The 23,692-nt window shown below is 45.9% G+C and carries 22 protein-coding genes; 18 read left to right on the top strand and 4 right to left on the bottom strand.

The window, feature by feature from the left end:
- The first annotated feature begins 109 nt into the window (after nt 1–109).
- From rplQ to rpsI, 7 genes are all read left to right on the top strand, one after another.
- Entirely contained in the window at nt 110–496 is a 387-nt protein-coding gene (gene rplQ, locus C232_RS0115485) for a 50S ribosomal protein L17 (RefSeq protein ID WP_018665062.1), read from the top strand.
- A gap of 337 nt (nt 497–833) precedes the next feature.
- Nucleotides 834–1,682 carry an energy-coupling factor ABC transporter ATP-binding protein gene (locus C232_RS0115480; RefSeq protein WP_018665061.1) on the top strand — a complete coding sequence of 283 codons (849 nt, stop codon included), beginning with the start codon at nt 834–836 and terminating at the stop codon, nt 1,680–1,682.
- Nucleotides 1,658–2,527 (top strand): energy-coupling factor ABC transporter ATP-binding protein, encoded by an 870-nt coding sequence (locus C232_RS0115475; RefSeq protein ID WP_018665060.1) that lies wholly within the window; start codon nt 1,658–1,660, stop codon nt 2,525–2,527. Before C232_RS0115480 ends, C232_RS0115475 begins: the two co-directional genes overlap by 25 nt.
- Nucleotides 2,524–3,321: an energy-coupling factor transporter transmembrane component T family protein gene (locus tag C232_RS0115470; RefSeq protein ID WP_026314637.1), complete on the top strand. Its 798-nt coding sequence runs from the start codon at nt 2,524–2,526 to the stop codon at nt 3,319–3,321. The genes C232_RS0115475 and C232_RS0115470 overlap by 4 nt, the downstream gene beginning before the upstream one ends.
- 12 nt (nt 3,322–3,333) lie before the next feature.
- Nucleotides 3,334–4,074, top strand: coding sequence for a tRNA pseudouridine(38-40) synthase TruA (gene truA / locus C232_RS0115465; RefSeq protein WP_018665058.1), 741 nt, complete (start codon nt 3,334–3,336; stop codon nt 4,072–4,074).
- Between the two features lie 209 nt (nt 4,075–4,283).
- Nucleotides 4,284–4,721 carry a 50S ribosomal protein L13 gene (gene rplM / locus C232_RS0115460; protein ID WP_018665057.1) on the top strand — a complete coding sequence of 146 codons (438 nt, stop codon included), beginning with the start codon at nt 4,284–4,286 and terminating at the stop codon, nt 4,719–4,721.
- 21 nt (nt 4,722–4,742) lie between these two features.
- Complete coding sequence (gene rpsI, locus C232_RS0115455) at nt 4,743–5,135, top strand: 30S ribosomal protein S9 (RefSeq protein ID WP_018665056.1); 393 nt, start codon at nt 4,743–4,745, stop codon at nt 5,133–5,135.
- A 942-nt stretch (nt 5,136–6,077) separates the two neighbouring features.
- On the opposite strand, the gene C232_RS0115450 is transcribed toward rpsI, so the two are convergent.
- Nucleotides 6,078–8,030: an alkaline phosphatase family protein gene (locus C232_RS0115450; protein ID WP_018665055.1), complete on the bottom strand. Its 1,953-nt coding sequence runs from the start codon at nt 8,028–8,030 to the stop codon at nt 6,078–6,080.
- Between the two features lie 303 nt (nt 8,031–8,333).
- Here C232_RS0115450 and C232_RS0115440 point away from each other — a divergent pair, with 303 nt between their 5' ends.
- From C232_RS0115440 to C232_RS0115425, 4 genes are all read left to right on the top strand, one after another.
- A complete protein-coding gene (locus tag C232_RS0115440) occupies nt 8,334–9,788 on the top strand; it encodes an amino acid permease (RefSeq protein WP_018665053.1) in 1,455 nt (484 codons plus the stop codon).
- Between the two features lie 152 nt (nt 9,789–9,940).
- Nucleotides 9,941–10,384, top strand: coding sequence for a YbaK family protein (locus C232_RS0115435; RefSeq protein WP_018665052.1), 444 nt, complete (start codon nt 9,941–9,943; stop codon nt 10,382–10,384).
- 241 nt (nt 10,385–10,625) lie between these two features.
- Nucleotides 10,626–11,339 carry an N-acetylmuramoyl-L-alanine amidase CwlD gene (cwlD, locus tag C232_RS0115430; RefSeq protein WP_026314636.1) on the top strand — a complete coding sequence of 238 codons (714 nt, stop codon included), beginning with the start codon at nt 10,626–10,628 and terminating at the stop codon, nt 11,337–11,339.
- 106 nt (nt 11,340–11,445) lie between these two features.
- Entirely contained in the window at nt 11,446–12,495 is a 1,050-nt protein-coding gene (locus C232_RS0115425) for a P-loop NTPase (protein ID WP_018665050.1), read from the top strand.
- Nucleotides 12,496–12,536: 41 nt separating this feature from the next.
- On the opposite strand, the gene gerD is transcribed toward C232_RS0115425, so the two are convergent.
- Nucleotides 12,537–13,094 (bottom strand): spore germination lipoprotein GerD, encoded by a 558-nt coding sequence (gerD, locus tag C232_RS0115420; RefSeq protein WP_018665049.1) that lies wholly within the window; start codon nt 13,092–13,094, stop codon nt 12,537–12,539.
- A 148-nt stretch (nt 13,095–13,242) separates the two neighbouring features.
- Here gerD and C232_RS0115415 point away from each other — a divergent pair, with 148 nt between their 5' ends.
- Nucleotides 13,243–13,902 carry a KinB-signaling pathway activation protein gene (locus tag C232_RS0115415; RefSeq protein ID WP_018665048.1) on the top strand — a complete coding sequence of 220 codons (660 nt, stop codon included), beginning with the start codon at nt 13,243–13,245 and terminating at the stop codon, nt 13,900–13,902.
- Nucleotides 13,903–14,521: 619 nt separating this feature from the next.
- Here C232_RS0115415 and pdaB read toward each other — a convergent pair.
- Nucleotides 14,522–15,271 (bottom strand): polysaccharide deacetylase family sporulation protein PdaB, encoded by a 750-nt coding sequence (gene pdaB, locus C232_RS0115405; RefSeq protein WP_018665046.1) that lies wholly within the window; start codon nt 15,269–15,271, stop codon nt 14,522–14,524.
- 142 nt (nt 15,272–15,413) lie between these two features.
- Between pdaB and C232_RS0115400 the strand changes: the two genes are divergently transcribed.
- The 5 genes from C232_RS0115400 (at nt 15,414) to cydC (ending at nt 21,876) form a co-directional block, all read left to right on the top strand.
- Nucleotides 15,414–15,650, top strand: a complete 237-nt coding sequence (locus C232_RS0115400; protein ID WP_018665045.1) for a hypothetical protein — start codon at nt 15,414–15,416, stop codon at nt 15,648–15,650.
- A 237-nt stretch (nt 15,651–15,887) separates the two neighbouring features.
- Nucleotides 15,888–17,279 (top strand): cytochrome ubiquinol oxidase subunit I, encoded by a 1,392-nt coding sequence (locus tag C232_RS0115395; protein ID WP_018665044.1) that lies wholly within the window; start codon nt 15,888–15,890, stop codon nt 17,277–17,279.
- The gene (gene cydB, locus C232_RS0115390) at nt 17,279–18,292 is read left to right on the top strand and encodes a cytochrome d ubiquinol oxidase subunit II (protein ID WP_018665043.1); all 1,014 of its coding nucleotides are present in this window, start codon (nt 17,279–17,281) and stop codon (nt 18,290–18,292) included. The genes C232_RS0115395 and cydB overlap by 1 nt, the downstream gene beginning before the upstream one ends.
- A 118-nt stretch (nt 18,293–18,410) precedes the next feature.
- The gene (cydD, locus tag C232_RS0115385) at nt 18,411–20,159 is read left to right on the top strand and encodes a thiol reductant ABC exporter subunit CydD (RefSeq protein ID WP_018665042.1); all 1,749 of its coding nucleotides are present in this window, start codon (nt 18,411–18,413) and stop codon (nt 20,157–20,159) included.
- Complete coding sequence (gene cydC / locus C232_RS0115380; protein WP_018665041.1) at nt 20,134–21,876, top strand: thiol reductant ABC exporter subunit CydC; 1,743 nt, start codon at nt 20,134–20,136, stop codon at nt 21,874–21,876. Before cydD ends, cydC begins: the two co-directional genes overlap by 26 nt.
- Nucleotides 21,877–22,075: 199 nt before the next feature.
- Here cydC and C232_RS0115375 read toward each other — a convergent pair whose 3' ends face one another.
- Complete coding sequence (locus C232_RS0115375) at nt 22,076–23,248, bottom strand: glycosyltransferase family protein (RefSeq protein WP_018665040.1); 1,173 nt, start codon at nt 23,246–23,248, stop codon at nt 22,076–22,078.
- A 313-nt stretch (nt 23,249–23,561) separates the two neighbouring features.
- On the opposite strand from C232_RS0115375, the gene C232_RS18855 reads away from it, so the two are divergent.
- The coding region (locus C232_RS18855) for a transposase (RefSeq protein WP_018665039.1) at nt 23,562–23,692 on the top strand (131 nt) is incomplete at its 3' end.

The raw sequence follows: 23,692 nt of genomic DNA, 5'->3' as shown, positions 1-23,692 counted from the left end.
TGAAGAAGTGAAAGCAAAGCTGGAAGATTTAGGCCTCGGCTTACGCAAAGATGATTGATCGAGCCAGTAAATAAAAGTTGAATACTTCAACATAAGGGAGGGAAACTTCATGCCTTACAGAAAGTTAGGACGCACAAGCGACCAACGTAAAGCATTGCTGCGCGATTTAGCAACAGACCTTATCATTAACGAACGCATCGAAACAACTGAAGCCCGCGCAAAGGAATTACGCTCAGTTGTAGAAAAATTAATTACACTTGGAAAACGCGGTGATCTTCATGCCCGCCGCCAAGCTGCTGCATTTGTCCGCCCAAAAAGCGCCGATGCAGAATCCAAACAAGATGCTGTTCAAAAATTATTCAGTGTCATTGCACCACGCTACAATGAGCGCCAAGGCGGATACACACGCATCATGAAACTTGGGCCTCGTCGTGGAGACGGCGCACCGGTTGTCATTATTGAACTTGTTGAAGAAGAAGAAAAAGTGAACAGCTGATGTTGATCATGAGGGCAGGACAGTTTTGTACAATCTTAACTGCTTCTTTGCCCTTTTTCTTTAAATGAAAGCTAACAGAGTGTTACGATGGGCATGAAACAATTGTCCCGTCTAGCTCCTTGCATCCCTCTTTGCTTTTTTTGTTTTCGAAATTCTTGAACGTCTACACTAAAAGAGGGGTGCAGGCTTTTTTATTATGAGGAGTTTTTCTCGCCAAAATGAAGCATTTTACTGTTAAAATGGGTACATGCCCGGATGTTTATGCATTTATGATTTCCTATTTTTCATGAAAGTATTTCGAAAGAATGGGCCAGGTGTTACCAGGGGGGATATGACATTGACAGAAGGCACGAAGGCAGTGATCGCGATTGATCAGGTTTCTTTCCGATATCCGGAACAGGAATCGTATGCATTACAGAACATCTCTTTTCAAATTTACGAAGGTGAATGGATGGCAATTGTCGGCCATAATGGTTCCGGAAAATCCACGCTTGCCAAACTATTAAATGGGCTGCAGTTTCCGGAAACAGGTGACATTACAGTCGATGGCATGAAATTGTCGGAAGAAACGGTTTGGGAAATCAGGCGGAAGGTTGGCATGGTTTTTCAAAATCCTGATAATCAATTCGTCGGAACAACCGTACAGGATGACGTTGCTTTTGGTTTGGAGAACCATGGCGTTCCCCGTGATGTAATGGTCCGCCGTGTTCATGAGGCACTGGAGCATGTGCGCATGTCGGCATTTTTAGACCAGGAACCGCATCACCTCTCCGGCGGGCAAAAGCAAAGAGTTGCAATAGCAGGCATTATTGCGCTGCAGCCAAGAGTCATTATTTTGGATGAAGCCACATCCATGCTTGATCCTGTTGGAAGAAGAGAGGTTCTGGAAACGATCCGGAAATTAAAAAACGAAGCGGGGCTGACGGTTATTTCCATTACGCATGATCTTGATGAAGCATCTCAGGCAGACCGGATGGTAGTCATGAACCAGGGGAAGGTCTACAAAGAAGGGCTGCCCCGTGACATATTTCAAATGGATGAGACTTTGACAAAATTGGGCCTGGACATTCCGTTTCCGATCAAAATGGCTAAAGCTTTAGAGGCGAAAGGGTTCCATTTTCCGAATATTTACTTAACAGATGAAGAATTGGTGGATGCATTATGGACATTGCACTTGAACAAGTAGAATACCGTTATCAGCCGAATACACCGTTTGAAAGACTGGCACTCCATAATATTTCTTTGAACATCCCATCCGGCCGGTATTTAGCCGTAATCGGGCATACCGGATCCGGAAAGTCAACGCTGCTCCAGCATTTAAATGCGCTGCTGCAGCCGACAAAAGGGCAGATTTCAATCGGCGACCGCACGATTCAAGCCGGCACGAAGGAAAAAAATTTAAAAGAGATCCGGCAAAAAGTCGGCATTGTCTTTCAGTTTCCGGAACATCAATTGTTTGAAGAAACGGTTGAAAAGGATATTTGCTTCGGGCCGATGAATTTCGGCGTGCCGCAGGAAGAAGCGATAAAGCGGGCAAAAGAGCTGGTCGATCTTGTCGGGCTGCCCAAAGGTGTTTTAGAAAAGTCGCCCTTTGATTTATCAGGCGGACAGATGCGCCGTGTGGCAATTGCAGGCGTGCTTGCCATGGATCCGGATGTGCTTGTGCTGGACGAGCCGACAGCCGGCCTCGATCCGCGCGGGCGCCATGAAATGATGGAGATGTTTTATGAGCTGCACCGCGCGAAACAGCTGTCGACCATCCTTGTCACACACAGCATGGAAGATGCGGCTGCCTATGCAGATGAACTGGTGATCCTCCATCACGGGGAGATGAAGCGCAAAGGGCCGCCGCGTGAAATTTTTTCACATCCGGAAGATTTGGAAAGCTGGGGACTAAGCGTGCCGCATATAGTCCGCTTCCAGTCCCTGCTTGAAAAAAAGATCAACCACAAATTAGGCAGGACTTGTTTAACGACTGAAGAACTTGCTGGTGAACTGCAGGCGTACATGAATCGGGGTGGGGGCAATTGATGGAGAAAATGATCTTCGGGCGCTATATTCCGGGTGATTCCATCATTCACCACATGGATCCGCGCTCTAAGCTAATATTCGTCTTTGCATATATCTGTATTGTGTTTTTGGCCAATAACCTTGTGACTTATGGCATCCTGACTATGTTTACGGTGCTCATTATGCTGGTTTCAAAAGTATCAATCCGCTTCTTTTTAAATGGCTTAAAGCCCATTTTGTGGCTTGTCGTGTTTACGTTTTTCCTGCAGGTCTTTTTTAACCGGCAGGGCGATCTGTTGTACCACTATGCTTTTATTCGTATCTACAGCGAAGGAATCAGGCAGGGGATATTTATTTCACTGCGTTTTCTGCTCTTGATCTTTTTAACGTCTTTGTTAACTTTAACGACGACGCCGATTTCGCTGACAGACGGAATTGAGTCCCTGTTAAATCTGTTAAAAAAAGTGAAATTTCCGGTACATGAGCTGGCTTTAATGATGTCCATTTCGCTGCGCTTTATCCCGACCCTTATGGATGAAACGGAAAAAATTATGAAAGCGCAGATGGCCAGGGGTGCCAATTTTTCAAGCGGAAGTTTAAAAGAGCGCATGAAAGCCGTTATCCCATTGCTTATTCCGCTGTTTGTCAGCTCTTTTAAGCGGGCGGAGGAACTGGCAACAGCGATGGAAGCAAGAGGGTACCAGGGCGGGGAAGGCAGGACAAAGTACCGCCTGCTTATTTGGAAAGCCGCCGATACCTTATCCTTATGCCTGCTAGCGCTGATAACGATTTTACTCGCTGTTTTCCGTACGTAATGGAGGGGTGAAATGAAAAGGATCAAATGTGTTGTCAGTTATGACGGTTCACGGTTTGCCGGCTACCAGGTCCAGCCGAACCAGCGGACCGTTCAGGCTGAATTGGAGCGTGCGCTCGGGTCCATCCATAAAGGCAGGCAGGTGAAAATCGTTGCTTCCGGGCGCACGGATGCCGGTGTCCATGCCATGGGCCAGGTCATCCATTTTGATACCGATTTAAAAATTCCTTGCGAAAAGTGGCCGGTTGCTTTGAATCGTGTACTGCCGGACGATATATCCGTGCTGCAAGCGGAAGAAGCAGCGCACGGCTTTCATGCCAGGTTTTCAGCCAGGCAGAAGGAATATCGCTACCGGATTTACCAGTCGGATGTCAGAAACCCGTTTAAGCACCATTACGCCTGTTTAGTTCCTGTTCCGCTTGATCTTGCGGCAATGGAAGAAGCGGCGCAGTCATTGCTCGGAACCCATGACTTTACAAGTTTTTGTTCTGCGAAAACAGATGTGGAAGACAAAGTCCGCACCTTGATGAAGATCGACTTCTTACAACAGGATGATGAGCTTGTCATCCGCTTTGTCGGGAACGGCTTTTTATATAATATGGTCCGCATCATCACCGGCACTTTGCTGGAAATCGGCAGCGGGAAACGGGCCCCCGGAGAAATACAGGAAATTCTTGAAAAAAGGAACCGGATTTTTGCCGGAAAAACAGCCCCGCCCCATGGCCTGTACTTATGGAGCGTATCGTATTTATGAAGGAAAGGCAGAGAATTAGGAAGATGCTGCCGGCCGGTTAAAAACAACCGAACCAGGTGTAACATTTTCTTGACATTCTTACTGTAAAAAGATATGATAACCTATGGTATTGCTTTTTTAACTCCACGATAAGCCCCGGAAACTTAATCGTGATGATGATAATAGATTATGAATGGTTTTGAATGATTTTTTCCTAGGAGGGTAAACAAATGCGTACGACTTATATGGCTAATGCAAACACCGTTGAACGTAAATGGTACGTAGTGGATGCTGAAGGCAAGACGCTTGGCCGCCTTGCTTCTGAAGTGGCATCTATCTTACGTGGTAAACATAAACCAACTTTCACGCCGCATGTTGACACTGGTGACCATGTGATCATCTTGAATGCGTCAAAAATCGAATTAACAGGTAAAAAATTAAGCGATAAAATCTACTATCGCCACAGCCAATTTCCAGGCGGTTTGAAACAGCGCACGGCAGGCGAAATGCGCTCGAATTATCCTGAAAGAATGCTGGAACTTGCAATCAAAGGCATGCTTCCAAAAGGTTCTTTAGGACGCCAAATATTTAAAAAATTACATGTGTATGCCGGAGCAGAACATCCACATGAAGCACAAAAACCGGAAGTATACGAACTTCGCGGATAATTTTAAAGGGAGGTTATTATTTTGGCACAAGTTCAATATATTGGAACAGGACGCCGTAAAAGTTCTGTTGCCCGTGTCCGCCTGGTTCCAGGGAACGGCAATATTACAGTTAACGGCCACGATGTAAAAGATTATATTCCATTTGCAGCTTTAATTGAAGTCATCAAACAACCATTAGTTGCAACTGAAACAGTTGGCAACTATGATGTTTTAGTAAACGTAAAAGGCGGCGGCTTCACTGGCCAGGCCGGCGCAATCCGCCACGGTATCGCACGCGCATTGCTGCAGGCTGACCCTGAATACCGTGCAACCTTAAAACGCGCAGGACTTCTGACACGCGACGCCCGTATGAAAGAACGTAAAAAATACGGACTCAAAGGCGCCCGCAGAGCTCCACAATTTTCAAAACGTTAATAATATCGAATGTCAAAAACCCCCAACCGCTTATGGCTGGGGGTTTTTTATTTACACGGGCGTTGAATGTGTACCGGTTTTATTGGAGATAATAGGAGGAATATGGAAGCCAATATGGAAAAATTTTGGAAGATAAATGGTGTTCATGGGCCGAATAAAATCCAGTAACGGACCGGTAAGAGGAGCGAAGTGTCATTCGTGAGGAGAATGAACGCCAATCCGGCCCTGACAGAGAAAGTGAAATGATGCTCATGGGAGATGAACGCCATCACAAGCAGAAATTTGGTTCGAAATGTGGTTCATAGGGGTGATGAACGCCATCATAGGCAGAAATTTGGCTTGAAATGTTGTTCATAAAGGTGATGAACGCCATCACAGGCAAAATTTTGGCTCAAGATGTAGTTCATAGTGCTAATGAACGCCATCGCGAGCAGAAATTTGGCTCGAAATGATGTTCACAGTGCTGATGAACGCTGTCACAGGAAACTTTTTTGCTCGAATTGTCGTTCATAAGGGGAATGACCGCCCGTAAGAATGAAAAACATATCGGCATGGTCGTTCATAAAGGGAATGACCGCCCGTAAGATCGAAAAACACATAGGCACGGTCGCTCATAAGGGGAATGACCGCCCGTAAGATCAAAAAACACATAGGCACGGTCGTTCATAAGGGGAATGACCGCCCGCGAGAATGAAAAACACATAGGTACGGTCGTTCATAAGGGGAATGAACGCCCGCAAGAATGAAAAACACATAGGCACGGTCGCTCATAAGGGAAATGACCGCCCGCGAGAATGAAAAACACATAGGCACAGTCGTTCATGGACCAAATGAACGCCAATCCGGCCCGGAAAAAGCCACATAAAATGCCGTTCAAGGTGCGAAAGGAAGATGGCGTTTTACTAATTTTAGCTGCAGGTTCAAACACCACTCATCTTTCAATTAGCGGGTTAACTCTTTAATGGCTTGTCCATCAACAAAATCCGGTACGGGTATCCCCATCATTTTGTAAATAGTGGGAGCCACGTCGATCAGGGAGATGCGGCGCGTAATGCGTTGATTTGGGATTCCTTTTCCGTAGACAAACAGGACAGGGCGCAGGTTGCTTCTTTCCGGATTACCGCCGTGGTTTCCGAGCTCTGACGGCGAGTGGAAGGAAGATTTGGAATTGGAGTCCATCATATAGCCTCTGGCAGCAACGAGCGTAATATCACCCGCATGTGGTTGGTGTGACCATTCACTTTTTTTGCTTTGGGCTTTTATGACTGATTGATAGGGGCGCGCCGGTTTAATTTTCAGCATATTATAAAGCTCAGTCGCGGTTTCTTCGGTTGCGGACAGACTGCTATGCCCGTTTTTTACGCCATTCCACCAGTCCGATAAATAGTATTTAGCCAGTATTGATTTAGAGGCCAATACCCGTGGATCACGGATAGTTTCAAAAATCCTGGCGACTTGATTCTGTACGTTTTGATAATCCCGCTTCGAAACAATTCCGCCTTTTTCCCTGCCTTTTAAATTAATATAGACATGTGCCATCGTGCCGGATGCGACTGCATAGGCTTTTGTTTTAGACAAATCAATTTCCCCGTTTTTTTTGAAGGCCAGAAGCCCGTTTTTCTCCAGTTCATAATTTGGTGAAAGCGACGTATGCATTGGCTCCATCCCATGGTCTGAAACAACAAAAAGTTTATCATTTCTATCTATCGCTTTTAATGTTTTTCCAACAGTTTGATCAGCCAGTTTATAAGACCAATCAATATAATTGGCGTATTGTTTTGCCTTTTGTTTAGAATAGCCAGGCTGTCTCGGGTCGGTTAATAAAAACGCGTGCTCCTCATGGTCGATTTGCGGTTCGTAAAACATGAGCAGATCCGGATGATAGCGATTTTTTATAAAAAAAGATACATCCTCTACCCAATTGACAAAGCGGGTACTGATATCTTCGTACTCCCGGCGGGTAATCCACCCCTTCTTCAGCGCGGCGGAATCCTCTGCAACCGGAAAGAAACCGAAATGGTTCTGAATGGTTTTTGAAAATCCATGCGGCCCTTCGATATTAGCAGAAGTTACCGCGGTTCGGTACAGGGTTGCATGGGAAAAACTGCTGCCGGCCTGTTTGATTTTAAACCAAAATCCTGCCATTAAGTTATTTTTCACCTGAATCGGAAAGCTTCCCCATTGGTTCGTGCCGGCTTTTGGATCTTTTTGATCGACCGTTTTGTCAGCGGAAAAGTAAAAAGTATCATACGTATGGTGGTTCCCGGCTGCTGCCAGTACATAGATAGTACGGTTTTTCGCCCCCGCCAGTTTGAGGCGAAATGTCGCTTCCTTAAGCGGCCGGCTGCTTTCCGGGGCGTTTTTCCACCCTTTGGCAGTATGGAAAGAAAGTTGGTCCAGGGAGTTTGGCGACCAAGTATCGCCATAATAAATCGCATAATTTGCATCCTGTTTGGTCACTTCCGGATTCGAACCCGGAAAGGCAATGGTTGCCGTTACTTTCCCATGCTTACGGGCTTCATTCCAAATCGCCGGGACACCCAGCCTGGACCAAAATGCATTTTCCGTTTCTGTCAGTTTCTTATTCTTGTTCTTAAATTCGTTGCTCACAAGACCGGTTTTCTCCGGCTTGGCGCCGGTAGCAATCGAAGAGTGGGAAGCGGCTGTAAGTGATGGGGATACCGCGGTAATATTTTTGGCTTCGGTTCCTTGTTTCATCAGCTTATATAAATGCGGCAGCGCTTTTTTATGCTCATGGACATAATCATTTTTCATACCGTCAAAAGAAAGGACAAGGATCGTGCTTTTATCTGCAGCAGCCATTGAATGGATGGGGTCCGCTGCTACAATAATAAGAAGAAAAAATAAAATCATCAAAAAGGGCTTTCTCAACATTGTTCACATCTTCCTTTCATAAACACATATACCTATGCTCCCTTTTCCCGCAAGTAAAAATGGTAAACAGGCAGAAAACGGATTGGAAATGCCGCTCCTGATTGTTTAAATGTGAACACGATGCCTTTTGTAAAATAAAATGCAATAATATACATCAAAATGATGGAAATATGCAAAAACCTGTTTTCAACCTGATATTTTTGTGCTATTGTATTTATCGTTGTGTTTTTACATGAGAAAAATGGAGTGTGTATATATATATATGCCAGCAATTAGGGAAGAAACAAAATGGAGGTGTTTCGCATGGCGCACACGCAGGCAAAACAGCACGCAGGCCTGAACAGAAGCTTGAAGGCGCGGCACCTTACCATGATTTCACTTGGCGGTTCAATTGGGACCGGATTGTTTCTCGGAAGCGGCGCAGCCATTTACCAGGCAGGTCCTGGCGGGGCTTTGCTTGCTTATATCATCATCGGCATCATGGTGTATTTTATTATGACAAGCCTCGGTGAACTGGCAGCTTTTATGCCGACAAGCGGCGCATTCAGCACATATGCGACACGGTTTATTGATCCGGCGCTCGGATTTGCACTTGGTTGGAATTACTGGTACAGCTGGGCCATTTGTTTGGCGGCGGAACTATCGGCCTCGACTTTGGTCATGAAATTCTGGCTGCCGCACAGCCCGTCCTGGTTATGGAGCGGTTTGTTTCTGCTCATTATCTTCTTATTGAATATCCTTTCTGTAAAAGGCTATGGGGAAGGGGAATACTGGTTTTCGTTTATTAAAGTGGCGACGATTATCCTATTTATCATCGTGGGCACTTTGATGATTTTCGGGATTATAAAAGGGGGTACACCCGGTTTTCAAAACTTTACAATTGGGGACGCGCCTTTTCATGGCGGACTTCTTGCTACGCTTGGTGTCTTTATTACAGCCGGGTTTTCCTTCCAAGGAACGGAAATTGTTGGCGTAGCAGCCGGTGAAAGCGAAAATCCGCGAAAAAATGTCCCAAAAGCGATCAAAAGTGTTTTCTGGCGGATTTTACTGTTTTATGTCCTGGCCATTCTCGTGATCAGCTTGATTATTCCCTATACGACCAAGACTTTGCAAAGCACAGATATTATGCTAAGTCCGTTTACGCTTGTCTTTAAAAAAGCAGGTCTTGCTTTTGCGGCGTCATTTATGAATGCCGTCATTTTAACCGCTGTGTTATCGGCCGGCAATTCAAGTTTATTTGCTTCAACAAGGATTCTTTACGCAATGGCAAAAGAAGGCCAGGCCCCGAAAATATTCGGCAGGCTGAACAAACGCGGCGTACCGGCAGCGGCGCTGATCGTGACAACAATTGTGGGCGCGCTCGCATTTTTAGCATCCGCTTTCGGGGACGGCGCCGTCTATATATGGCTGTTAAATGCTGCGGGCGTTACCGGTTTTATTTTCTGGCTTGGGATTGCAGCGAGCCATTACCGCTTCCGGAAAGCCTATGTTGCCCAGGGGCATGCGCTTGAAAAACTGCCTTACCATGCAAAATGGTATCCGTTTGGCCCAATTTTTGCGCTGGTGGTCGGGTTGATTGTCATTTTTGCCCAGGACTACCAGGCTTTTCTCGGCGGCCATATTGACTGGATGAGCGCGATTGCAGCTTACTTAGGGATTCCTTTATTTGTTGTGATGTGGCTGGGTTACAAATTGGTAAAGCGGACAAAAGTTGTTCCATTGCATGACTGTAAAATTGATTTCGAGGAATTTGATTAAGCTTTCATACCCGGTTTTCCTAAAACTTTAGTCCATTGGTATCCCCGGATTGCTTGTAATCCGGGTTTTTTTCATAAAAAATGTGCTGGAAATTCTTAATTGGCATGAGTATGCGCCATTGGTTGAAAAATACCCTTAAGGAGTGGGTATGAATGAATGAAGTAATCACCACCTTGTCTGCAAAAAGGCGGGAAAGGCAAATCAAATATGAGCGCAATTTGCTTCGTCAACTGCCGATTGAGTCTTTGAAAAAAAGTTTCCAGTCCCATTTCGGTTCAATCCGGATCAATGGCGGGACATGGATGGAGCAGGGCGTTGAGGAAGGCTGCTATGATGTTGCGATTGAAGCATATTTATTAGGCGGCCAATTCAGCCGCTTTGGATACTACGGCGAAACCCCCGAAGAAACAAAACAACGCTGTGAAAAAGAAATCGGGCACATCACCGATACATTATACAATTTCTGGCTTTACTGGACATACGGAAACAATCCTATACAGGAGTCCATAAACTATACATGCGAACAATTCGTCGACTACTGGTGGACCCAAGGCTTTAAAAAAGGCGAACAAAGAAGAAAACTAAGACTTCACTAAGAAAAGCGGAGGCGACTGTTCATCGGCGTACGGATTTCGTAGTCGTCGACTGAGATAAAGGAAACACGATGAGCCGATAAGGCGAATCGATGTTGACTTATCGCAGGGAGAAGACGTAGAAATCCGCTAGCCGATAGCGCCTGCAACTGGACAAAGAAAAGCGGAGGGCGTTTAAAATTCAGTTCTAATTTCCCTTCTTGTCCCATAACTATTAGTAAGGGACAAGGAAGGGAAGATTGTGATGAAACGGAAGATCAAAATTGCCGGCTTTATGATTGGCGCCATGCTGTTATTCCTGCTGATCCAATTTCAATTTTTCCAAAAGGACACATGGCGGTCATGGAATTTGCCGCTTTCCGGAAAAATCATTTATTTGGACCCGGGGCATGGCGGTCCGGATGGCGGGGCAACCAAAGAAGAAGTGCTCGAAAAAGATATCGCTCTGAATGTCGCAAACAAGGTAAAAGATTATTTGCAGCAGCAGGGCGCCCTTGTCATTATGACACGTGAAACAGATACGGATTTGGCGGATAATGAAACAAAAGGATACAGCCGCAGGAAAGTGGAAGATTTAAGAAAACGCCTTTCCCTTATCAATCAATCGGAGGCGGATTTATTTGTCAGCATCCATTTAAATGCGATCCCGCAATCGCAGTGGCGCGGTGCACAGACGTTTTATTCACCGAAACTGGTTGAAAATAAACGGATCGCAACCTTTATTCAGGCAGAATTGATCCGCAATCTTGAAAATACATCACGGGTTTCGAAAACCATGTCCAATGTCTATCTGCTAAAACATGCGAAAAAACCAGGCTGCCTGGTTGAAATTGGATTTTTATCCAACCCGGAAGAACGGAGACAGCTGCAATCAGACCACTACCAAACCCAGGTAGCGGCATCTATTTATGAAGGCATGATGAGATATTTTACAAAAGAAAAGGATTTAAAAGAATAAGAAATCACACCATTCAGGTAAGCCGTTCTAGTCCATCAATTTAGCTGTTTATGTTATACTAAATAAGACTGGAAACGAATCCACTTCAAGGATGGTGTATTGGAAAATGCTGACGGAACAACAAGTATATGATGCACTAAAAGGGTTTGAGGATCCTTTTTTACATAAAACATTGGAAGAAACAAAAGGGATTGTTGAAATAAAAATCAAAGATGAAATCCAGCATGTCAGTGTCAAGATTGCTATTGCCAAAACAGGCACAAGGGAGCAGATGCAGCTGCAGATGGCGATCGTAAAAGCAATAAAAGCCATCGGGGCCAACACAGTCGGCATCCGTTTCGCGGAACTGCCGGTAGAAATGCTCGATCAGTTCCGCGGTGAAATGGAAGCGGGAAGCAATTCGCAGGGCGCAAGAAAAACGGAATTTATCGCCATTGCAAGCGGCAAGGGCGGTGTCGGAAAATCAACGGTATCAGTGAACCTGGCCGTTGCCCTTGCCCGCCTCGGCAAAAAGGTCGGCCTGATTGATGCGGATATTTACGGGTTCAGTATACCGGATATGATGGGGATTACAAAGCGGCCTGTCGTGCGCGGCGAAAAGATTTTCCCGGTAGAACGGCTTGGGGTAAAAGTCATTTCAATGGGCTTTTTTGTGGAAGATAATGCCCCGGTGATTTGGCGCGGCCCGATGCTTGGCAAAATGCTGAACAACTTCTTTAAAGAAGTCGAATGGGGCAAACTCGATTATTTGCTGCTTGACCTGCCTCCCGGAACCGGGGATGTTGCGCTTGATATTCATTCGATGCTGCCGCACTGCAATGAAATCATCGTGACAACGCCGCATCCGACAGCGGCCTTTGTTGCAGCAAGGGCAGGCGCGATGGCTTTGCGGACTGAACATACGCTGCTTGGTGTAATTGAAAATATGTCCTTTTTTGAAAGCAAGTTAACGGGAGAACGCGAGTATGTATTCGGCCGCGGCGGCGGTGAGAAATTGGCAAAAGAGCTGCAAACAGAGCTTCTCGGCCAGTTGCCATTGCAGCAGCCGGATTGGGATGAGGAAGATTTTGCTCCTTCCATCTATGCTGAAGACCATCCTCTTGGAAAAATTTATGGCGGGATTGCCGGGAAAATCATTCAAAAATTGAAGAAGTAATCAACCATAACAGGCACCAGCTATGTTTGGTGCCCGTTTCTTTACTTGTTTGATTTTCCTGCTTCTTTCGCTGCTTTTAGAAGGCTGTCTTCCATTTTTGCTTTAAACAGCGGGTCGTTAAAGGTATCCAAAACCACATCCTGCATCGTTTTGCGGATTTCCTTGCTTTTTAATAATGATGTGACTTCTTTCTCATATGCAGGATCTTTCAAAACGTCAATCATCATGGCTTGATAAGCCGGATCTTTCATTAAACTTTTCAGCAGGTCCTTATTTTCTGCTTTCATGCTTTTGGCAACCGCTTCGGCAAATTTAGGATCTTTCATGGCGTCCTTCCAGAATGCCGTGCCTTTTTCGGATGTTAACGTTTCCTCAATGGTTTCTTTCATAAAATTCTGGTCTATCACAAGCTTCTTCTTCATATCATCGCTGGACATAATATCCTGCAATGCTTTTTTGCCTTCGTCGGTTTTTAATATGTCAATCATCATTTTTTTCGTCTGGTTATAATCGGTCTGCCCGTTTGTTGTGGTATCCCCCGAGCAGGCAGTAAGGACAATAAAAAGGCTGGTGAGGAGCGCGGCCAATATCCTTTTCATTCTGATTGCTCCCTTCCTACATTCTATATTTAATATGGGGACTTTTTTTCGTTTTATGCATTCGGGCTTAAAATGATGGACTTTTCAAATAATGGTTTGGTACAATCAAAATACTTCTAAATTGGTGATGAACGAGGGGGATGAGGCATTGACAAGCCGGAACATGGTTCGTTTCTTTTTTGCTACATTAGGGGTTGGCGGGCTTTCGACGGGAATATTGGGTTTTATGATCAGGTGGCAAGAGATGGCGCCTTATTTTATACATGTTGATATTCAATCTATTTTTGGCGCGTTTCTTTGGTTTACGGGTATGGGTTTTATCTTTAGTTTGGTCAGCCAGGTCGGATATTTTGCCTACTTGTTCGTGCATCAGCTCGGCCTTGATATTTTCCGGTCACGGACGGTATGGGGCGCCATCCAGTTTGTAGCGGCTTGTTATATATTGTTTGATTTTGTGTATTTTCGTGCGGAAGCTTTTTCTGTTCATTTCAACCAGTCGCTTTTGCTGGCGGGTATCATTTTGCTGGCGGCGCTCGTGGTCGCTTTTGCCAAAGTAAAGCAAACGAAAACCGGCAGCACCTTTATTCCGGCTGTGTTTTTTATGGTGGCGGCAACAATTTTGGAGTGGGTGCCGGCATTACGGGTAAATAAAGAGGTGTGGTTGTATTTAATGGTATTTCCATTGATCCTTTGCAATGCTTTCCAGCTGCTTGTGCTTCCCTATTTTTTAAAGCGCTCCCAAAAGGAAAGGGAGGAGAAGGCAGCTGTTCGGAAAATGGCCGCCCGGGGGCAAAAGACCGGGAATTAAAAAGCGGATGTCGCAGCTGTCGGCATCCGCTTTTTAGTGAGTATTCGCCTGTCGCCGATGGGCAAGCGCCCTCCGCTTTTCGATGATCCAGCTGCGGGCGCTATCGGCTCGGGGTCAACTGTTCCGGCCCCATTGAAGTCAAAGGGCGGACTTCACTGATGCCGGCCCAGTTGCCTGTCGCCGATAATCAAGCGCCCTCCGCTTTTCGTTTTGTCCAGCTGCGGCTCCTATCGGCTAGCGGATTTCTACGTCTTCTCCCTGCGATAAGTCAACATCGATTCGCCTTATCAGGCTCATCGTGTTTCCTATATCTCAGTCAAAGACTGCGAAATCCGTACGCCGATGAACAGTCGCCTCCGCTTTTCGATGATCCAGCTGTGGGCGCTATCGGCTCGGGGTCAAAAGTTCTTCCCCCATAAAAGTCAAAAAGCGGACTTTTTTGGGGGAAGCCCTTTTGCCTGTCGCCGATGGCAAGCGCCCTCCGCTTTTCGATGATCCAGCTGCGGGCGCTATCGGCTCAGGGTCAACTGTTCCGGCCCCATTGAAGTCAAAGGGCGGACTTCCCTGGTGCCGGCTCAGTTGCCTGTCGCTGATAATCAAGCGCCCTCCGCTTTTCGTGCTACGGGATGAGTTTGGTTTGGGTGGTGCCGTTTGCGATCATTTCGGAGATGGTTATGAATTTTCCTTCTTTTGACAGATTGTGAATGATGACGGGGAGTGCTGCAGCTGTTTGTTTTGCTGCATCGGAGGCGTGGAGAAGGACGATATCGCCATCCTTTGCACTGCTCGCTTTTTCGATAATTTTTTCCGTCCCCGGGTTCTTCCAATCATCGGTATTAATGCTCCAGTGGACAACAGTCAAGCCAAGCTGGTCTGCAATTTTTAGTGTCGTTTTGTCAAAATGCCCGGTCGGGGAGCGCAGTAATTTAACGTGCTCAAGACCGAGTTTTTTAAATACTTCCTGTGACTTTAATATATCCCTTCTGATTTTTTCCGGTTCCACATCCGTGTAATCCACATAGGCGTAGCCAAGGCTGCCGACCTCATAACCGTTTTTTACAATCTTCTTAACGATATCGGGATGCTGCTCGGCCCATGCACCGGACAGAAAAAAAGTGGCAGACTTGACGCCGTTTTTCCGGAGTGTTTCAATGATCGGAATCGCCTTTTCATCACCCCAGCCAATATTAAAGGTAAGTGCAATCCCATTTTCCCCTTTAAACACGGCTTTCGGCACGCCATTTGCTGAAAATGCAGCGGTTTGTGAAATCGTCTGCGTGTAGAAGAAGACCGCGGTAAAAAAGGAAACGACCATCACAAGCAGAAATTGTTTTAGCTTACGCATATTCCATACAGTAAAATCATTCATCCTTCAACCCTCCGTCGAAAAGACAAGTACTTCTAATATCTTATGCTCAAAAAAAGGGGGAATATGCAAATGAAAGTTTTACTGATAATTTCCTTAAATTTGGAAAAAATAGGGGTACAACGAACAGAAAGGGTGCATATGGGTGCTTGGCTTAGTGGTTCATGAAAAAGAATTGCTGGAAATCCAGTATTTATTAAAAAGGGAAATGGAAGAAATCCTGTATGATTTGGGTGACAAAAGGATCGAACGGGTTGTAAAAAGGGCGATGAAAGAAAGGTACCGGATCCTGTTCAGGCTCTTAACGAAGGTAGCGCCGCAAAGTGAGTATGTGCAATTTGCCATACCGTCCAGACTGGAAAACGGCATAGCGGATAAGTGAAAGATTAAGGATGAATCAGCGGAAAAATCCCCGCTGGTTTTTTTATGGAACCTATTGCTAAAGATTTGTCAATATTTAGCGGGAAATTGGGCGTTGTTAAAAGCAACTGTCATCAATTATTCCCATTATTTTAAACAATTTGTCACACTCCCCCTATCTGTACCTTAAAAAAATTAAATATAATATAAGTGTAGGCATAAAGCATCGGAAAGTTTGATAAGGAGGGGATTTTAAAAGATGAGCGAGGTCATATTAGCGCGTACACAGTTTGCGACCACGACATTGTTCCATTTTATTTTTGTTCCATTGTCAATCGGATTGGCTTTTATTGTCGCCGTTATGCAAACGCTCTATTTGGTGAAAAAGAAAGACGTTTACAAAAAAATGGCGAAGTTTTGGGGAACTTTTTTTCTCATAAACTTTGCGGTCGGCGTTGTAACCGGAATCATTCAGGAATTTCAATTCGGAATGAACTGGTCCAGTTACTCAAGGTTCGTAGGAGATGTGTTTGGGGCGCCGCTTGCCATTGAAGCGCTGCTTGCCTTTTTCATGGAGTCGACATTCATCGGGCTGTGGATTTTCGGCTGGGACAGACTGCCGAAAAAATTGCATCTGGCCTGCATCTGGCTTGTTTCAATTGGGACGATGCTTTCGGCTTTGTGGATTATGGCGGCAAACTCCTTCATGCAAAACCCTGTCGGCTATGCGATAAAAAACGGCCGCGCGGAAATGAACGACTTTGCCGGGCTATTAATGAACCAGAAGCTGTTGGTGGCTTTTCCGCATATTGTTTTCGGAAGCCTTGCAACCGGCGCATTCTTTGTGGTTGGCGTATCGGCTTGGAATCTCATCAAGAAAAAAGATATCGGGTTTTTCAAACGCTCGATCACGATTTCCTTAATCATTGGCTTAGTCAGCGGGCTTGGCATTGCGTTTTCCGGTCACAGCCAGGCACAATACCTGGTTCGGGTTCAGCCAATGAAAATGGCGGCTGCAGAAGGGCTTTGGCATGACAGCGGGGATCCCGCACCATGGACGGTTGTTGCGAATATCGATACAAAAAATAAGGAATCAACCGGTACGATTGAAATTCCGTACCTATTGAGCTATCTGTCATACGGCAAGTTTTCCGGCGATGTCAAAGGCATGAATACGCTCCAAAAAGAATATGTGAAAGCGTATGGGGAAGGCAATTATATTCCGCCGGTCAAAACCACTTTCTGGAGTTTTCGTATTATGGCCGTAACGGGTGGCATTCTGATTTTGTTCAGCCTGATCGGACTGTATTTGATATGGAAAAAGAAAATTGAAAACAGCACGCGTTTCCTGAAATGGCTGTTTCCGATTATGTTTCTGCCGACAATCGGAAACTCGTTCGGCTGGATTATGTCTGAAATGGGCCGGCAGCCGTGGGTTGTAAACGGATTAATGAAAACAAGTGCTGGTGTTTCGCCAAATGTGACATCAGCGGAACTGCTGTTTTCAATTATTGCTTTCTCGCTTGTATACTCGCTGCTGGCTGCCGCGATGGTATACCTGTTTATCCGCGTCATCAAACAGGGGCCGCAAGCGAAGCCGATGCAAGAAGTGGCCGCAACGGATCCTTTTAACACTAGGAGGGTTGGATAATGCAGTTAAATGAATTATGGTTTGTGCTGGTTTGCGTCTTGTTTGTCGGGTTTGTCTTTTTGGAAGGGTTTGATTTCGGTGTCGGCATGAGCACCAAATTTTTGGCAAAAAACGAAACGGAAAAACGGGTTCTAATCAACACAATCGGGCCTTTCTGGGATGCCAATGAAGTGTGGCTGCTGACTGCGGGCGGTGCAATGTTTGCTGCTTTCCCGAACTGGTATGCGACGCTTTTCAGCGGCTATTATCTGCCATTTGTCGTCCTGCTGCTTGCTTTGATCGCCAGAGGAGTTGCGTTTGAATTCCGCGGCAAGCTTCAGGCAAGCCATTGGAAAAAGACGTGGGACTGGTCAATATTTCTCGGCAGTATGTTGCCCCCGTTTTTGCTGGGCGTCCTGTTCTCCGGCTTAATCAAGGGGCTTCCGGTTGATAAGTCCATGACTATGCATGCTGGTTTCTTTGATATTGTCAACCTTTACACTGTTGTCGGGGGCATTGCCTTTGTTACGCTGGTCTATTTGCACGGATTGATGTTCATCAGCTTGAAAACGGACGGCGAACTACGCGAACGGGCCCGCAAAGCCGCATTCAAAATGTATCTCGCTGCAGGTGCTGTCGTCATCTTGTTTATCGCATTAACAGCTGTTTTTACAGATGCGTTTGTAAAAAAAGGTGCCATTCTGATTCCGGTCTTTGCGCTCGCGGTCGTGCTGTACCTGGCTCTGTATCCGTTGCTGCGCGGTAAGAAGGAAGGTTTAAGCTTTACGGCAACAGGGCTGATCCTCATTTTGGTCACGGCATCGTTTTTCATTGCGTTGTTCCCGAATGTGATCATCAGTTCCACCAATGCGGCGGATAGTATCAGCTTATATCAGGCATCTTCAAGCCCTTATTCACTCAAAATCATGACGGTTGTCGCCTCCACGATGGTGCCGATTGTGCTGGCCTATACGATCTGGAGTTATTATGTATTCCGCAAGCGTATATCGACAAATGAACAGTTGCATTATTGAGTAAAGAAAATCAATCGGAAAAGTCACCCGCGGCCAAACCGGGTGCTTTTCCTTTCATGAGTGGAAAAATCATGCCGTAAGCTACAGTGTTTTGGCATGAAGCAAGGAGAGATTGCCGGTGGATAAACATCTGATTCATTATAAAGGCAGTATACAAGTCATGTTGTTAACAGGCGTGCTTACCCTTGCCCAGGCAGCTGCAATCATTGTGCAGGCAGTCTATTTGGCGAAGGCCATTGTCCATCTTTATGAAGGTGCAAACTGGCAGACAGCCATTTCTGCGTTCACGATCTTTTTTATTGCTCATACAGCAAGGCATTTTCTGCAGTGGGCCAAGTCACGGCTCGCTTTCCGGTTTGCGAACCGGACCTCCTTGGAATACCAAAACCTTCTTGTGCGAAAGCTTTTTCAAATCGGGCCGCGTGCCATCAGCCAGCAGGGTACGGGAAACCTCGTCACACTTTGCCTGGAGGGGATTCCGCAATTCCGTACCTATTTGGAATTATTTATTCCGCGCTTCATTTCCATGATCTGCATACCGGCTGTTCTTCTTGTCTATTTTTTCCTCACAGATGCGGGAACCGGAGCGATCTTAATCACTGTTCTGCCGATTATGATCGGTTTTTTGATCCTGCTCGGGCTGGCAGCGCAAAAGCAAAAAGATGCCAGATGGGAAACGTATCAGCTGCTTTCCCGCCATTTTACCGATTCTTTGCGCGGGCTTGTGACTTTGAAGTTTTTAGGCCGCAGTAAACGCCATAAGAAAGCGATCTGGGAGGTCAGCAATAAGTACCGAATTGCAACAAACCGTACGTTAAGGGTTGCTTTTTTATCTTCCTTTTCCCTGGACTTTTTCTCAACCCTGTCAGTTGCTGTAGTCGCTGTGGAGCTTGGGATCCGGCTGCTTAATGGCCATATCGGGTTTGAGCCGGCATTGGCGCTCCTTATCCTGGCACCGGAGTATTTTATGCCGATCCGGGACCTTGGCAGTGACTACCATGCGACAATGGACGGGAAAGAAGCCGGGGAAAAAATCCACCGCCTGCTGGCAATGGAGCAAGGCCTTGGAAAGGATCTTTCTTTTCCGGTTCAGGCCTGGAATGCAGCAAGTACATTATCTGTTGAAGGGTTGGAGAAGAAATCGGCGGAAGAAAACCGGACCATTTTACAAGAGGTGAGCTTTCAAGTTCATGGTTTCAAAAAAATCGGGATTATCGGCGTCTCAGGGGCGGGAAAATCGACATTGATTGATCTGCTGTCGGGATTTTCAGCCGTTTCGGGGGGCCATATCAGTATTGACGGTACACAAGTCCCGCATTTCTCATTCAGGGAATGGCAGCAGCAGGTAAACTATATTCCGCAGCATCCGTATATTTTCGCAGGCAGCGTGAAAGAAAATATCGCCTGGTATGCACCGGATGCGCCGCTTGAAAAAATAGAGGAAGCAGTCCGTATCACCGGGCTGTCCGAGTTGGTGCAGAGTTTTCCGAACGGTCTGGATGAAATCATCGGCCAGGGCGGAAGGGCGTTGAGCGGCGGCGAAGAACAGCGGATTGCACTCGCCCGTGCTTTGCTCGACTCCCGCCCGGTTATGCTGTTTGATGAACCAACGGCGCATCTCGACATTGAAACGGAACAGGAAATAAAGCGGCTGATGCTTCCGCTTTTAGAACATAAGCTTGTCTTTTTTGCAACACACCGCCTGCATTGGATGAAACAGATGGATGAGATCTTGGTCATGGAAGACGGGAAGCTTGCAGAAAGCGGTACATTTGATGAGTTGTACCGGAGAAACGGCGCTTTCTATAAACTTGTGATGGCACACCGGGGAGGCAGGAAAGATGAAGTATTACAGCAAGTACATTAGGCCCTATATCAGACAGTACAGGTGGCTGATGCTGACGACGGTTCTGCTTGGGATTCTTACCTTCTTAACATCTGCCATGCTCACCTTTACATCCGGCTACCTGATCACGCGGGCAGCCGAAATGCCGATTACGATTCTGCTTATTTATGTGCCGATTGTCGGTGTCCGCGCATTTGGGATCGCACGTCCGGTTTCCCGTTATTTTGAACGGCTGGCAGGCCATAACACCGTATTAAAAATCCTTGCCGACATGCGTGTTAAACTGTATGAAATGCTTGAGCCGCAAGCCTTGTTTATCCGCTCCCGTTTTCAAACCGGCGATTTGCTCGGAACGCTTGCCGATGATATTGAGCATTTGCAGGATGCCTATATCCGCACGATTTTCCCAACAGTGGTCGCTCTGTTCTTATTTTTGTACACGGTCACGGTCCTGGCCGTGTTTGACTGGCTTTTCGCGCTCTGGATCACGTTTTGCTTAAGCATTGTTGTCTTTGTATACCCGCTTCTGTCCTTATTTTTGTTAAAAAAACGCCAAATCCAGTTAAAAGAAACGCAAAGCCGCCTGTACCGGAATTTCACGGATGCATTATTCGGCATTCGCGACTGGATCATCAGCGGCAATAAAGAAAGGTTTTTCCGGCAGTTCCATGAAGACAGTGAAAAAAGCCATGCCATTGAAAAGAAAATGGCTTACTGGAACCATACGCGTACCTTCCAGCTCCAGGTCATCTCGGGAGCGATTTTGATCTTTGTCGGGCTCTGGTCAGGCTATGCCGCAAAAGCCGGCGAGATTATGCCAACCTATATTGCTTCTTTTACGTTGGTGACGCTCCCGATTCTTGAAGGGCTGATTCCCGCTGTGCCGGCGGTTGAAAAAATTCCAACATATCAGGAATCACTGCAGCGGATTGACCGCATTCAGCAGTATGTCCCCGCTTTAAATGCCAAAGCAACTGTACAGGCCATACCGGATCCGGTGGGGCAAACCGCCGATATCTGTCTGCAGCATATTTCGTATTCATACGGAAAAGATCAGGAGGCCGCCTTGAAAGACATTACGCTTTCGATCCCACACGGACGGAAAATGGCGCTCCTCGGTAAAAGCGGAGCAGGCAAGTCAACGCTGTTGCAGTTATTGATCGGTGCGTTGAAACCAGCTTCCGGAACCGTAACAATTAATGGCTGCAACCCGGCGGATTACGGAGAAGGTATTTCCAAATGGGTAAGCGTCCTGAACCAGAAACCGTATCTGTTTGCGACATCCGTTGAAAACAACGTCGGGCTTGGCAGGGAAGATGCAACCGGGGCAGAAATTGAAGCTGTGATCAAGCAAGTCAAGCTGGACAACTATATCCATACGCTTCCAAACGGGATTCATACGCAAATGGAGGAAACAGGCCAGCGCTTTTCCGGGGGGGAACGGCAAAGAATTGCCCTTGCAAGGATTTTGCTTCAAAATACGCCGGTTGTGATTCTGGATGAACCGACAGTCGGGCTCGATCCGATCACAGAAAGAGACCTCTTGGATACGATCTTTACCTCTCTGCAGGATAAAACAGTCATTTTCATTACCCACCATTTAACCGGTATTGAAAAAATGGATCAGATTGTTTTTCTGGATAAAGGAAAGATTGCCATGCAGGGAACCCATCAAGCGTTGATGGCCGGAAATAACCGCTACCGGCAGCTATATGAAATGGATCAAGGGGAGGTTTAAATAGCCTCCCCTATGAAGGTGTGGATAAGAGATGTTTTTAAAACAGTGAGAAAGAGTCCTTGGGAGCTGGAGACGCTTGTGAACGGAGTCTCATTAGGTTTTTAAAATTTTGATGCTGATCATCAGAGTAGCGATTTTGTAATGCCAGCTCCTTCTGAAGGCTTCAGCTGAATAAAAAGGAGGATAAAAACAAGCTTTATCAGGAAACGATTCTGTTATGACCTGTTTTGGACTCAATCGCATGGATCACATTTGTAAAATCACTGACCGTTTCCTTCCAGGTAACGGTGTTCAAATGCGCCCGGGCATTATTGACCGTTTTGGCGATATGTTCCGGCCTGTTGATCGCATTTTGGAAGGCCTGGAAAAGACTCTGCTCATCAAGATGGCAAAATAAAGCACAATTCTCCGGCATGAAGCTCAGGCCCGTACCTTCGTAAAAATCGATAACCGGCAAACCGGTACTCATCATTTCATAAGGCACAAGAGAAAAGTTGGTCATCGAAGGTGCAATCCCAAAATCCGATTTGAGATACAGCTTGTGTAATTCTTCTTTCGTCAGCTTGCCAAGATTTTCACCATTGATAAATTGCGCGCTTTTATCGGTGCCGAAATAGTTGATATTCAGCTTATACCCGTGATCCCGGCAAATTTTGATAAAATTGTTGAGGACAATCTGAATACTGATCGGCGCCCTTCGCGGACTGTCCCATTTTGTATACACTGCAATGTTAAATTCCTTTTTGTTCTGATAGTCTTTGAAATTTCTTGGCTGGTAAGGATACCGGTCCATATCCACCGGAAAACGGATCACATCAACAGGGCTTTGCACCTGGCAGTTTTGTTCAATCATTTCAGCACACCAAGGCCCGAGCGAAACCATATGTAATCCTAATTCATAGGTTTTCTTGGCAAGATAATACCGATCGCCAAATGCGTAAAAATAGGGTTCATAATCCTGAACGAAATACATTTTGTAGCCAGGCTTATCCTTAAATACATAAACGGATTCCCAAAGTGTCCCTATCCAGATATCAGACTGATGGTGTTCAAGCGCGCCCGCATCCAGACAGGTTCCCTGATACCCGGCGTAATTGAACTCAGCATTGATCTCCATTTCTTTCTGCGGTTGGGCAAAATAGCTCAAATAGTAGACCTGGAAACCAAGTTTGCTTAGTTCCGTACCTAAATGCAGCATCGTTGTCTGTCCGCCGTCATAAGGAATAATTCCGGTCGTGACGAAGGTAATCGATTGAACCCGGTGCGGTAACTGTTGTTTTACCTGTTTGAAATTAAAATACTGGATAATGTCATCATATACGTGTATGTCTCCCAGTGGGACGGGTGGAAATGGGGTGGGAATTGGTTTCAATGGAACATCACTCCTCTAAAGGTCGTTCATATTTTTATTTAAGTGTTACCAACTTTTAGATACCACTTTTTCCGATTCAATAAACTTAGTCGAACAATTTTTTTACATAAGGCGCCCGATCATAGTAAGTAACGCGTTATTTGGCGAAAGAAATACAGCTATTTTTAACGGCTTTCCGAAAGAAGTCTCCCATCCTCAAGGAATGTGAAGGTGCGAATAGCACCAATGAGTAGGTGGGAGATGAATTTCGGTTGGCTTTAGCCAAAGGTTTTGATATAATCAGTCTTAGATGGAATAAAGGATTGATATATCAATGAAATTAGATAGTAATAATCATTCAGTATTCTTACTGCATTATCACCTTGTATTGGTTGTAAAATACCGTAGACAAGTGTTCGATAGCGAAATATCTGATTTTGCAAAAGATATGTTCGCTGAGATTGG

Source organism: Heyndrickxia acidiproducens DSM 23148, from assembly GCF_000374345.1.
Lineage (GTDB): Bacteria > Bacillota > Bacilli > Bacillales > Bacillaceae_C > Weizmannia > Weizmannia acidiproducens.
Note: the sequence above shows the minus strand (reverse complement) of the source record. Positions and strands in the feature narration are given on the sequence as shown.